This is a genomic window from Bacteroides caecicola (assembly GCF_023337095.1).
Taxonomy (GTDB): Bacteria; Bacteroidota; Bacteroidia; order Bacteroidales; family Bacteroidaceae; genus Phocaeicola; species Phocaeicola gallinarum.
Genome location: NZ_JAMBLM010000001.1, coordinates 298514 through 311949, shown reverse-complemented (window position 1 = coordinate 311949; position 13436 = coordinate 298514). Strand labels below are relative to the sequence as shown.

Below are 13436 nucleotides of genomic sequence, written 5' to 3'. Positions count from 1 at the left end.
CCTAAAAGCTAAAACCCTAAAAACAAACTGATTACAAATTCAAGCATTCACTTGCTTCAAGTGAAGCCAATCATAATTGCTTATCGAGAAATCTCAACAGGCCCTAAGACGGCTCTGAATTTCTGCCCATAGCGTCGGTATGTTTATCAGCATAAAAAAATATCTTCTTTTAAAGAAAAAACGCAGCCAAGTATTATTTTTTATTTTTTCACTTATAATCACATATTAAAAATATTGTTTTTTCAAATTTTATTATATACATTTGCAAAAATAACAAAATGTTAACAAAGAAAGAATAATACATGAAAAATGAAACTTTTGTAAATCTAATCTAAATCTCTTATGAAACAAAAACTTCTAATGCTGCTTGCCTGTATCTTAGTAGGAATAGGAACAGCAATGGCTCAAAAACGCGAAGTGAGTGGAGTCGTTCTTTCGGGAGAAGACAATCAACCCGTTATCGGCGCTTCCGTATTGGTGGTAGGCACTACAACCGGCACCACAACCGACCTTGACGGAAAGTTTACGCTAAAAGACTTACCGGCTTCAGCCAAAGAACTTCAAATTTCGTATATCGGTTTCACTACCGAAACCGTAAAAATAACCGGCAGTTTGCTGAAAGTTACGCTTAACCCGGATTCGGAAATGCTGGGCGAAGTAGTGGTTACGGGTATGAACAAGGTAGACAAGCGTTTGTTTACCGGTGCTGCCGACCAGCTGAATGCTGCCGACACCAAGCTGGATGGTATGGCGGATATCAGCCGAAGCCTCGAAGGACGTGCAGCAGGTGTATCGGTGCAAAACGTCAGTGGAACCTTCGGTACAGCTCCTAAAATCCGTGTGCGCGGTGCGACATCTATCTACGGCAACTCTTCTCCGCTGTGGGTGGTAGACGGTGTCATCATGGACGACGTGATAGAAGTGGATGCCAACAACCTTTCTTCGGGTGATGCCACTACCCTGATCAGTTCGGCTATCGCGGGATTGAACTCAGACGACATTGAGAGTTTCCAGATATTGAAAGACGGTTCGGCTACTTCTATATACGGTGCGCGCGCAATGGCAGGTGTCATCGTAGTCAACACTAAAAAAGGTAAGGCGGGAACCAACCGAATCAGTTATACCGGCGAATTTACCACACGCCTGAAACCTTCATATAACACGTTCAACATCATGAACTCGCAAGACCAGATGGGTATCTACAAGGAATTGCAGAGCAAAGGATGGCTGAACTTGTCAAGCACGTACCGTGCAAGCAACAGCGGTGTTTACGGTAAGATGTATCACCTTATCAATACCTACGACCCTACGACGGGACAGTTCGGACTGATGAATACGCCGCAAGCACGCTACGATTATTTGCGTCAGGCGGAATACCGCAATACCGACTGGTTTGATTTGCTGTTCAGCAATGCACTGATGATGAACCACTCTGTAAGTATCTCTACCGGAACAGAAAAAGCGACCACTTATATATCACTGAGTGCCATGACCGACCCGGGATGGATGAAAGGAACAAAGGTACAGCGTTATACCGCCAACCTGAACAGTACGTTTAACCTGAGCAAAGACCTCTCGCTGACGGTTATCGGTAACGGTTCATACCGTAAACAGCGCGCGCCGGGTACTATCGGACAGAGCCGCGATGCCGTAACAGGTGAAGTATCGCGCGGATTCGATATCAACCCCTATTCATACGCCTTGAATACTTCGAGAACACTCGACCCGGATGAATATTATACACGTAACTACGCTGACTTCAACATCTTTAACGAGTTGAACTCTAACTATATCGACATGAACGTGGTCGATTTGAAATTTCAGGGCGAATTGAAATGGAAACCCGTACGCGGATTGGAAATCAGTGTACTGGGTGCTGCCAAGTATTCTTCTACCGAACAGGAACATAAGATTATGGAATCGTCTAACCAAGCGATGGCATACCGCGCGATGGACGATGCTACCATGCGCGATGCCAACTCATGGCTGTATACCGACCCCGACGTATTAAACTCTTTGGCATTCAGTGTACTGCCTGAAGGAGGTTTCTATAATGTTACTAACTATCGGATGTTCAGCTGGGACTTCCGCGCCTCGGCTTCGTATAACACAGTTATCAACAGCGACCACATCATCAACCTGTACGGCGGTATGGAGGCCAACTCGCAAGACCGTACGAACAACAGTTTCGACGGTTGGGGTATGATATACGATAAAGGTGAAATTCCGTTCTTCAGCTACTATGCGTTCAAGAAGATGCAGGAAGACAATACCGATTATTTCTCGCTGAACAATACAAAAGAAAGAACACTGGCTTACTTCGCCACAGGTACTTACTCGTATAAAGGGCGTTACAGCGTCACCGGTACGTTCCGTTACGAAGGCTCTAACCGTTTGGGTAAGGCTCGTTCGGCTCGCTGGCTTCCTACATGGAACGTGGGTGGTGCGTGGAACATGCACGAAGAACCGTTCTTCGAAGCCTTGCAGCCTGCGCTTTCTCACTTTACGCTGAAAACATCGTACAGTTTGACGGCGGATGCAGGTCCGGCATGGGTTACCAACTCGTTTGTAAACATCAACAGCTATACGCCGTGGCGTCCGAATGCCGACGCAACGGAAACAGGTCTGCAAATCGTGGAGGTGCAGAACGAAGACCTGACGTATGAAAAGAAACATGAGTGGAACATCGGCGCCGACTTCGGTTTCCTGAACAACCGCATCAACATGGAGCTGGCGTACTACAAGCGTAATAACTTCGACCTTATCGGTTCGGTACTTACACAAGGTGTAGGCGGTGGCGGTATTCGCCGTTATGCCAACCTTGCAGCCATGAAATCGCACGGTTTTGAGGCTTCGCTCTCTACACGCAATATCCAGACGAAAGACTTTACATGGACTACCGACATTATTTTCGGTTACAGCAAAACGAAGATTACCGACCTGAAGACACAAACCAACGTGTTCGACCTTGTAACAGGTGTAGGACAGCGCGAGGGTTACGAATGGGGAAGCATTTTCTCTATCCCGTTTGCCGGACTGGATAAAGACGGTTACCCGATGTTTCAATGGGGAGACAAAATTATCGACAAAACATCTTATGGAGAAATTAACTTCCAGCAGTTAAGCGACATTGACTTCCTGAAACACGAAGGTCCTATTGACCCGCCCATCACCGGTAGTATCGGAAACATCTTTACGTACAAGAATTTCCGCCTGAACGTGTTCATCACTTATTCGGCAGGTAACAAGGTACGTCTTGACCCGCAGTTCGCAAGCTCTTACAACGACTTGGACGCTACACCGAAAGACTTTAAGAACCGCTGGATGATTCCGGGCGATGAAAACATTACCGACATTCCGGTTATCGCCAATGTACGCGACAATAACAAGTACGCCAATCTGAATTACGGTTACAATGCTTATAACTACTCAGACGCACGCATAGCCGATGGCGGATTCGTACGCATGAAAGAAATCTCATTGGGTTACGAATTCCCGAAATCACTGTTAGGCAACCAGAAAATGTTGAAATCGCTTTCACTGAAAGTACAGGCAACCAACCTGTTCCTTATCTATTCAGACGATAAGCTGAACGGACAAGATCCGGAATTTGCCAATGCCGGCGGTGTGGCTTCACCGGTACCCAAGCAGTTTACATTCACCATCAGAGCAAGTTTCTAACCAAAACAGTTGAACCATGAAAACAAAAAAGAATCTACTATATATTTGTGCCGCAGCAACAGCTATTTGCGGCTTGGCATCGTGTAACGATTTTCTTGACACCATGCCCGACAAACGTACTGAAATAGATACACCCGAAAAGGTGCGCGACATCTTGGTGTCTGCCTATCCCAATTACACATCCATGCCGTTGTTTGAATACATGTCAGACAACTATGACGACAATGGAGACGGTTATAATTATTCATACAATATAGTAAGTGAGGCTTATCATTGGGAAGACATCATTGAAACCGACCAAGATTCGCCCAGCGGCATCTGGCGACAGACATACGCTGCCATCGCTGCTGCTAATCAGGCGTTAGTAGCCATCGAAGAAATGGGAAATCCCGAAGAATGTATGCCTTACAAGGGTGAAGCCTTGCTGTGTAGAGCTTACGGACATTTTGCGTTGGCTAACGTATTCTGTATGGCGTACAATGAAGCTACCGCTTCTGAAAACTTAGGCATCCCTTACATCACTGCTCCGGAAACTACAGTAGGAATAACCTACGACCGTGGAACATTGCAGGAAGTATACGAAAAAATAGATGCCGATATCGAAGCCGCCCTGCCACTGATAGGAGGTATCAATTTTGATGTACCGGCCTATCACTTCAATGAAAAAGCTGCTTACGCTTTCGCTGCACGCTTCAACTTGTTCTATGGCAAAGACTATGATAAGGTTATCAATTATGCAACGCAAGCAATCGGTGAAGATCCTACTTCGGTATTGCGTGATTTAAATGGATATGACAAATTTACGAACCAAGAAGAATGGGGACGTGGTTATGTAAGCCAAGACGAACCGGCTAATCTCTTACTGACAACAAATTATTCAACATATCCTCGCCTTTACAACCAAAGATATGCCATCACAAGAGATCTTATGAATGCATCGTTAGTGTGGTCTCTCTTTCCGGGAAACGTGCAACTTCCGGTATACAGAGTGGTATTCCAAACAAATTATGTAACTTATTTTGTACCTAAGATTATTGAGTTTTTTGAAATAACTAATCCCGTAGCACAAACCGGATACATACATATCGTATTACCGATATTCACTACCGATGAAACATTGTTATGCCGTGCAGAAGCGCATATATTGAAAAAAGAATACGACGCTGCTGCCACCGATCTCTCTTATTGGTATCAAAAGAAAGGCATTGAGGCGCATACGGCAGCCGAAATTATCGAGTTCTACGATGAACCCTCCGGCAATAATGATGAAACACACCGTTGCGACCCGGCAAACCGTACTCCGCTGAATACGGGAGTAACCTACGACCATGACCAGACTTGTATGCTTTACGCCGTCCTCCATGCCCGCCGCGTGGAAACCATACACGAAGGACACCGCTGGCCAGATATTAAACGCTATGGTTTAACGGTTACTCATAACATTCATAACGGTGAACCCATTGCACTCGAGGCCAATGACCTCCGCAAAGCAATCCAAATACCGGAAGAAGTATTGAGCGCTCCCGGAAATATGACACCGAACCCCAGATAAAACGAATCTAAAAAATGAAATAGAGCTATGAAAAAGAATATATTATTATTGGCTATCCTTTTCTGCGGAGCTGCTTTCACGTCATGCCAAGAGGATGACTTAAACAGCAAAAGTATCTTCGATGACGAGGTTACAAGCGAAAAAAATGAATTGGACTATTGGCTGGACGAGAATTATCTCTATCCCTACAACGTGGACTTTAAGTACCGTATGGAGGATATCGAATCGAGTCTGAGCAATAACTTGGTGCCTATCAAATATGAATTGGCAGTAAAAATGGCACGTGTAGTAAAATACCTGTGGTTTGAAGCATACGATGAAGTAGCTGGCGTGCAATTCACCCGCCAGTATGCACCGAAAGTGATTCATGTTTTGGGTTCTTGGCAATGGAACTCAAATGGAACGATAACATTGGGATATGCCGAAGGTGGATTGAAAGTTACGTTGGTAGGTGGAAACTCACTGAATCCGAATGATGTTCCTGCCATGAATGAATATTATTTTAAAACAATGCATCACGAGTTTGCCCATATCCTCCATCAAACGATTGATTATCCTACGGAGTATAATACGTTAAGTGAAGGGCATTACTCTCCCTCCGGATGGAATAACCGTACCGATGCAGAAGTAAGACCTTTCGGATGCGTAACGGCATACGCCGCCAGTGAACCGGGTGAAGACATAGCCGAAGTAACGGCTACTTACCTGACATGGACGGATGCACAATGGGAAACATGTAGAACTCAAGCCGGCGATGAAGGATGGGCTATTATCCAAGAAAAGATAGACATCATGAAAAACTACATGTCGAAAAACTTCGGAGTTGATATGGATAAGTTACGCGAAACCATTGACCGCAGAAGCGTTGAAGTTCAAGAAATGGATTTAACCGAACTTCCGTAAATACACAACAGTACAGACCTATTACTTTAAAATGAAAGAACTATGAAACGTATCCTATTTTATATGACATGCTTCGCCGCACTGCTATTGCAAGCATGTAACAACGAAGTAGACGACCTGTTCGACAAGTCGGCAGAAGAACGATTGGATGAAGAATTACAAACCTGCAAGGAATTGCTTTTAAGCGCGGAAAACGGCTGGGTATTGGATTACTACCCACAAAGTAATCAAAACTATGGAGGATATTGCATGACCGTGAAGTTCGATGACCAACAGGTTACGGCTGCTTCTGAAATTACAGGCGATCCTACCCAAACGGTAAGTAGTCTTTATTCAATAAAATCGGATGTAGGACCGACGCTGAACTTCGATACCTACAATGACATCTTACACTACTTTGCCGACCCCGACAATTCCGCCGGAGCGGGTTTGGGTAAAGGCTATGAAGGCGACTATGAGTTTTCCATCATGAGCCATACGGATAATGAAATCGTACTGCAAGGTAAGAAAACCAAAAACACCATGCACATGTACAAGCTGGAAGAATCCAGTGAATCTTATCTGACTAAAGTTGCGCAAATGACCGAAGCCATTGCAAACAGACCATCCGAAATCGGTACTTATGAAGGAACTGTAAACGGGGTACAAATTATTGCTACTGCTCCCGTTGACCGCCATGTAAGCATACAGATTGGAGAGGAAGAAAGTCAGTCGATAGCATGTGTATATACCGACAAGGGAGTACGGCTGTATGAGCCCATAAGCGTAAACGATACGGAAATCAATGCATTGGAATGGTCTACTGAACAAAATACATTTACAGTAGGCGGACAAGCCTTGACTCCTGTCACATCTCCTATCTATGACCGTTACTTGGAATTCTGTGGCACATATACCATGAAGTACAACAACGGTAGCCAAGATAAGGAAGTAGAAATCACGGTAAGCGAAGGCAACTTTATCAACAGAAGCTATAATGTGGAGGGATTGACTTTCCCGCTACCACTGTATTACAATGAAGCCAATGATTGTTTCGAAATCCTGACCATAAACGCTACCGAATACTACGTAGCCATTTGGGAAGTACAAGGTGATGGTAATTTAACATGGGCTACCGGAGTAGGCTTATTAGGCAATACTAAAACCAATGAAGAAACACAAGAAAGTTATTATGCCTTCGAAGACAACGGTACATGGGGTTCTTACACCGGACGTGCTGTCATTTTATGGGGGCCTGATGGTGAATACAGAGGCTTTGGCGGAGATACTCGATACATCAACATCGAGTTCCACAAACAATAAAACTATAAACTATAAATCGAACAATTATGAAAAAGCTATATTCGCTATTAATGCTATTGACAATGTGCGTGGCATTTATCGGATGCTCGGACGATAACGATGATGTTACGGAACAAACACTGCAAGTAGTAAGCTCCGACCTTAACTTCGACGTCAACGGAGGTACAGGTACTATTGAATTTGATTCGGCTCTGCCGGTTACGGCTACTTCGGGTGCCGAGTGGTGTACGGTGGCAGTAAACGGAAACACTGTAAATGTCACGGTCAGCGTCAATCCGCGAATGGAAAGCCGTTCAACCGTAGTAACACTTACCAACGGTGCAGACGAAACCCAAATACCTATTTATCAGGAAGGCGATATTTTAGACACCACCATGACACAAAGCAATATTACGTTTGATATTGAAGGCGGAGAAGTTTCTTACCGACTAATTTCGAACTGGGATATCGAACTCACTGGTTTTGATGAATCATGGGTTACTTATACATTAGAAAATGGTACACTGACCATACGTGCAGAACAATTACCTGAAAACATGAAATACCGCTCATGTAATGTCAAGTTAGTAACAGGGATACACACCATGAACTATACCATAACACAAATGAATAGAGACATTACCGGAACGTGGAATTGCTATATCAACGGCGGGGCTACAGCGTATGGCACTTGCTTGATAGAAGCAACCGAAACTGCCAACCGTTACAAAGTAACGCCTACCGGATCGGCTTACGATGCTCCTTACTATATTACCGTAAGAGGTACGGATGTTGTTGTAAACTTCGGTCAGGTATTAGGCCCGTATCCTGATAATCCGGCAGAAAATATCGTACTTTGTGCATACGACAATACCCACGGACAATTAACATGGAGTACAGATGTAGAATATGCAGCTCCCATCAGTTTCAGCGAAGACGGTAGCCAAACCATCTTACGATTTGCTGATAACGGCACTTGGAGTGGCGCTATCGTTGAAGGTTACTATTACAGTATTACGAGCGGCGGAACCCCAACCGGCTCTGGTATATATGCCCTTATCAACATGGTATGGATAAGCCAATAAGCATCATATAAATAAATCTCTCTTAAAGGCATCCCCTGTGACAGGGACATGAACCAAACTCGGACTTACACGCGACGGGCAAGCAATGAAAAACACTCTACAAGCAGCCCTCCGTGTAAGTCCGTTAACAAGAAACAGAACCTTTTAAACACATAGCGTATGGAAAACAAAGAATACAAAAGGCTTGATACGCTTTTCAGAATCAACCACTATGATTCGCCGTGGAACTACGCCCTTACCCTGCTCACTATGCTGGCATGTGTTGCCGCTATCTGTTTCTGCCCGAACCCGAACGTACACATCGTGTTCGGAATCATCTTCGTGCTGAGCATCGCAAACCTGTTTTTCAGTCTGTGGATTTGGACACTGAAAAAGAAACACGAAAACAAACGCTGATGCCTGCACGCATAAGCCTCACTGCAAATCCCTGTGTTTATAATCGCCACCGCATTACAAACACAGGGATTTACGTATAAAAAGATTACCCAAACGCTGTGATTTACCCATACAAATCGTATATTTGCGAGAGTTGTTAAAACAAATTAAAGACACAATGTTCATTCAAAAGAAAATCACATTCGACAGTTTTGTTCGCGGAACGCTGAGCGGAGCCGTTGTCATCGCCATCCTGTGGCTGTTAAACAGACTCAGCGGCGTATTGTTACCTTTCTTCATAGCGTGGGTCATTGCCTACCTCATCTATCCTATCGTTATTTTCTACCAAGAAAAGTTGCACATACGCAGCCGCGTCATAGCTATTTTCGCCGTTATGATAAGTCTGCTGGTGGTAGTAACAGGCGCTTTTTACCTGCTGGTTCCGCCGATGATAGAAGAATGCGTAAAGCTGAAACACCTGCTCGACATTTACTTCACAGAGGGCGGTGCAGGTTCGTCCATTCCCCATACGATAACCCAATTCCTGCATGAAAACATTGATTATGCGTGGCTGAAAGAAACGCTGAACATGGATAATCTTGTCAACCTGTTCCGCAAATTAGTTCCTCAAATGTGGAACCTGCTGTCTACATCCTATAACATCATCATCACCATCATAACGGTATTCATCATGCTGCTATATCTGTTCTTCATCCTGCTCGACTACGAGCAGATAGCCAACGGATGGATAAACCTGCTTCCCATGAAATACCGCACTCCTGCCATACGCATCACCACCGACATCAAAGTGAGCATGAACCAATACTTCCGCGGACAAGCCATGGTAGCTTTCTGTGTAGGCATCCTGTTCAGTATCGGTTTCCTGATAATCGACTTCCCGCTTGCCATCGGGTTAGGTCTGTTTATCGGACTGCTCAACATGGTTCCCTACCTCCAAATCATCGGCTTCGTGCCCACCATCCTGCTCGCCCTGCTGAAAGCTGCCGACACGGGCGAAAACTTCTGGTGGATTTTAGGTATGGCGTTGCTGGTATTCGCCGTTGTCCAACTCATCCAAGACGGCTTCCTCGTACCGAAAATCATGGGAAAGATAACCGGCCTCAACCCCGCCATCATCCTGCTTTCGCTTTCGGTATGGGGCTCGCTTATGGGCATGTTGGGTATGATTATCGCCCTCCCCTGCACCACCCTGCTGCTATCCTACTACCAGCGGTTCATCAAGAAAGGAAACCTGAACTTCCTGTCCTCGCAGGAAGACTCCGGTGCTCCCGACAACGAACAGTGATGCTTTTTCTGCCGGCAAAATCCCCCCAAAAATCGCTATGGGAAGCGTTGTCTATCCCATGCGGTTGCGTTCACCCATTCTACCCATAGAATTGACCAACGCTAACGGTAGAATTTTTCAAGCTCCGAAGGAAAGCGTAAAACACTTTAAATAAGCTAATTACAAATTAAACCTATTTCAATTTCTATTTGGCGGATATTAGAATCCGCCGAATAGAAATTTGTTATACCCTACCCCAGTCTGGAACACAATCCGACAGGATAGAAAAATATTCATCAAAACATTTGGATATTTCAAAAAGAAGTCATACCTTTGCACCCGCAATCAGGAAATGACTGCAATACGGATTGATTCAGTAGCTCAGCAGGTAGAGCACAACACTTTTAATGTTGGGGTCCTGGGTTCGAGCCCCAGCTGGATCACGAAAGACAGAAGCTATCTCAAACATAAACATGAGACAGCTTCTGTTTTTTTTATATTCCCTTGTTTCGGTTGTTACAACGATTTTTATTAAGTTTGCATGAACTAATAAACACACACATGAAATCAATCAAAGAATTATATCGTATCGGAACAGGACCATCAAGCAGTCATACGATGGGACCGAGAAAAGCAGCCGAACAATTCCTTGCACGCCATCCCGAAGCAGCGTCTTTTCAGGTAACGCTATACGGGAGCCTTGCCGCTACCGGCAAAGGACACATGACGGATGTCGCCATCATGGATGTTATACAGCCACATGCCCCGGTAGAAATACTGTGGCAACCGCATATTTTCTTTCCTTTTCACCCGAACGGCATGACGTTTAAGTCGCTCGATGCCAACAAAAAGGTTACCGACGAATGGACGGTATTCAGTGTCGGGGGAGGCGCATTGGCAGAAGAGGGACATGACTCCAAATCAACTCCGGATGTTTACGAAATGAACCGCATGAGCCAGATTCTCTATTGGTGTGAACATACCGGCAAGAGTTATTGGGAGTATGTAGAACAATGTGAAGGAAAAGATATATGGGATTTCCTTGCCGAAGTATGGGAGACCATGCAGGCAGCCGTACGCCGCGGATTGGATGCCGAAGGTGTGCTGCCCGGACCGCTGAACCTGCGGCGCAAGGCTTCATCCTACTACATACGTGCGAAGGGATATAAAGGCAGCTTGCAGTCTCGCGGACTGGTATTTGCTTACGCACTGGCTGTAAGCGAAGAAAATGCTTCGGGCGGAAAAATCGTTACTGCGCCTACTTGCGGAGCATGTGGAGTAGTACCCGCCGTGCTTTACCATCTGCAACAGACCCGTGAATTCAGCACTGCCCGCATTCTGCGTGCCCTTGCCACAGCGGGGCTGGTGGGAAATATCGTTAAGTATAACGCATCCATCTCCGGAGCAGAGGCAGGTTGTCAGGCAGAAGTGGGGGTGGCTTGTTCGATGGCTTCGGCTGCTGCCAGCCAACTGTTCGGCGGGAGTCCTACCCAAATTGAATATGCAGCCGAAATGGGATTGGAACATCACTTGGGCATGACGTGTGACCCGGTGTGCGGACTGGTACAAATCCCGTGCATCGAGCGCAATGCTTACGCTGCGGCGCGCGCACTCGATGCTAATATCTATTCGGCTTTTTCGGATGGACATCATCGCGTTTCGTTCGACAAAGTAATCGAAGTGATGAAGCAAACCGGACATGATTTGCCTTCGCTTTACAAGGAAACCAGCGAAGGAGGATTGGCAAAAAATTACCAGCCGATGGATTTATAAACATTCAAATAATAAAGCAAACCGTATACAAAGCAGAAAAACAGAAGACAAAGAACGAGTTTATTAGTCAATTTGTTGTTTATCTTCTTTCCTTTGTTTAAATTTGTCAGAAATTTAATACAACACACCATGAGTAAGAAACAAAAAAGATACTTCTTATCAGAAAATGACATACCACGCTATTGGTATAACATTCAGGCAGACATGAAGAACAAACCGCTGCCGCCGTTGAATCCTCAAACCAAACAACCGCTAAAACCGGAAGATCTTTATCCGATTTTTGCCAAAGAGTTATGTCATCAGGAACTGAACCAAACCGACACGTGGATAGAAATACCCGAAGCCGTGCGCGAAATGTACAAGTTTTATCGGAGTACGCCATTGGTACGGGCATACGGTTTAGAACAAGCGCTGGGCACTCCGGCACATATTTATTTCAAAAATGAAAGTGTAAGCCCCATCGGTTCTCATAAACTGAATTCGGCATTGGCTCAGGCATATTATTGCAAACAAGAGGGCGTAACCAACATTACTACCGAAACCGGAGCCGGACAATGGGGAGCGGCACTTGCTTATGCAGCGAAAGTATTCGGATTGGAGGCTGCTGTTTATCAGGTAAAAATCAGTTACGAGCAGAAGCCTTACCGCCGCAGTATCATGCAAACGTTCGGCGCACAGGTAACTCCCTCGCCTTCCATGTCTACCCGGGCTGGTAAAGATATACTGACTAAATATCCGAATCATCAGGGTTCACTCGGTACGGCTATCTCGGAAGCGGTAGAACTGGCACGCACTACTCCCAACTGTAAATATACTCTTGGTTCGGTTTTAAGCCATGTTACGCTTCACCAGACGGTTATCGGGCTGGAAGCCGAAAAACAAATGGAAATGGCAGGCGAATATCCCGACATCATCATCGGCTGCTTCGGAGGTGGGTCTAACTTCGGAGGCATTTGTTTCCCGTTCATGCGTCATACCATCTTGGAAGGAAAACAAACCCGATACATCGCTGCCGAACCTGCTTCTTGCCCGAAACTGACGAGAGGTAAATTCGAATACGATTACGGTGACGAAGCAGGATATACCCCGCTGCTGCCTATGTACACGTTGGGACATAATTTTGCTCCTGCCAACATTCATGCCGGCGGTTTGCGTTATCACGGTGCAGGTGTCATTGTTTCTCAGCTTCTGAAAGACAAACTGATGGAGGCAGTAGATATCCAGCAACTGGAATCGTTCGATGCGGGTATTCTTTTTGCCAAGAGCGAAGGCATTATTCCTGCGCCTGAATCATGCCACGCCATTGCCGCTGCCATCCAAGAAGCCAACAAGTGTAAAGAGACAGGTGAAGAAAAAGTGATTTTATTTAACCTGTCGGGGCACGGACTGATTGATATGAGTGCGTACGACCAATATCTGTCGGGCAACCTGATGAATTACGAACTCAGCGACGCAGAAATTGAAAAGAATCTGGAGGAAGTAGACAAGATTTAATAACCGC

The 13436-nt window shown here is 45.3% G+C and carries 9 protein-coding genes and 1 tRNA gene; all 10 read left to right on the top strand.

The genetic code is table 11. The features are described 5' to 3' along the window. Positions 1 to 342: 342 nt before the first annotated feature. Positions 343 to 3681: a SusC/RagA family TonB-linked outer membrane protein gene (locus M3085_RS01225; RefSeq protein ID WP_204500622.1), complete on the top strand. Its 3339-nt coding sequence runs from the start codon at positions 343 to 345 to the stop codon at positions 3679 to 3681. A 16-nt stretch (positions 3682 to 3697) separates the two neighbouring features. Continuing rightward, on the top strand, positions 3698 to 5233 hold the full coding sequence (locus tag M3085_RS01220) for a RagB/SusD family nutrient uptake outer membrane protein (RefSeq protein WP_249052118.1): 1536 nt from the start codon (positions 3698 to 3700) through the stop codon (positions 5231 to 5233). A 27-nt stretch (positions 5234 to 5260) separates the two neighbouring features. Next, a complete protein-coding gene (locus M3085_RS01215; RefSeq protein ID WP_178257566.1) occupies positions 5261 to 6136 on the top strand; it encodes a putative zinc-binding metallopeptidase in 876 nt (291 codons plus the stop codon). A gap of 42 nt (positions 6137 to 6178) precedes the next feature. Next, the gene (locus tag M3085_RS01210; RefSeq protein ID WP_249052117.1) at positions 6179 to 7438 is read left to right on the top strand and encodes a DUF4302 domain-containing protein; all 1260 of its coding nucleotides are present in this window, start codon (positions 6179 to 6181) and stop codon (positions 7436 to 7438) included. A gap of 26 nt (positions 7439 to 7464) precedes the next feature. Beyond that, positions 7465 to 8502: a BACON domain-containing protein gene (locus M3085_RS01205; protein WP_204500611.1), complete on the top strand. Its 1038-nt coding sequence runs from the start codon at positions 7465 to 7467 to the stop codon at positions 8500 to 8502. Positions 8503 to 8661: 159 nt separating this feature from the next. Continuing rightward, positions 8662 to 8898, top strand: coding sequence for a hypothetical protein (locus M3085_RS01200; RefSeq protein WP_178257563.1), 237 nt, complete (start codon positions 8662 to 8664; stop codon positions 8896 to 8898). Between the two features lie 157 nt (positions 8899 to 9055). Then, on the top strand, positions 9056 to 10183 hold the full coding sequence (locus tag M3085_RS01195) for an AI-2E family transporter (protein ID WP_178257562.1): 1128 nt from the start codon (positions 9056 to 9058) through the stop codon (positions 10181 to 10183). A 349-nt stretch (positions 10184 to 10532) separates the two neighbouring features. Then, positions 10533 to 10605 (top strand) — tRNA-Lys (locus M3085_RS01190). A gap of 118 nt (positions 10606 to 10723) precedes the next feature. Then, complete coding sequence (locus M3085_RS01185; RefSeq protein ID WP_178255668.1) at positions 10724 to 11935, top strand: L-serine ammonia-lyase; 1212 nt, start codon at positions 10724 to 10726, stop codon at positions 11933 to 11935. Positions 11936 to 12064: 129 nt separating this feature from the next. Then, complete coding sequence (locus M3085_RS01180; protein WP_191710012.1) at positions 12065 to 13429, top strand: TrpB-like pyridoxal phosphate-dependent enzyme; 1365 nt, start codon at positions 12065 to 12067, stop codon at positions 13427 to 13429. Positions 13430 to 13436: the final 7 nt, after the last annotated feature.

Coding starts and splice junctions, on each gene's coding strand:
- M3085_RS01225 (WP_204500622.1), top strand. CDS start 343: ATGAAACAAAAACTTCTAATGCTGCTTGCCTGTATCTTAGTAGGAATA.
- M3085_RS01200 (WP_178257563.1), top strand. CDS start 8,662: ATGGAAAACAAAGAATACAAAAGGCTTGATACGCTTTTCAGAATCAAC.
- M3085_RS01210 (WP_249052117.1), top strand. CDS start 6,179: ATGAAACGTATCCTATTTTATATGACATGCTTCGCCGCACTGCTATTG.
- M3085_RS01205 (WP_204500611.1), top strand. CDS start 7,465: ATGAAAAAGCTATATTCGCTATTAATGCTATTGACAATGTGCGTGGCA.
- M3085_RS01185 (WP_178255668.1), top strand. CDS start 10,724: ATGAAATCAATCAAAGAATTATATCGTATCGGAACAGGACCATCAAGC.
- M3085_RS01195 (WP_178257562.1), top strand. CDS start 9,056: ATGTTCATTCAAAAGAAAATCACATTCGACAGTTTTGTTCGCGGAACG.
- M3085_RS01180 (WP_191710012.1), top strand. CDS start 12,065: ATGAGTAAGAAACAAAAAAGATACTTCTTATCAGAAAATGACATACCA.
- M3085_RS01220 (WP_249052118.1), top strand. CDS start 3,698: ATGAAAACAAAAAAGAATCTACTATATATTTGTGCCGCAGCAACAGCT.
- M3085_RS01215 (WP_178257566.1), top strand. CDS start 5,261: ATGAAAAAGAATATATTATTATTGGCTATCCTTTTCTGCGGAGCTGCT.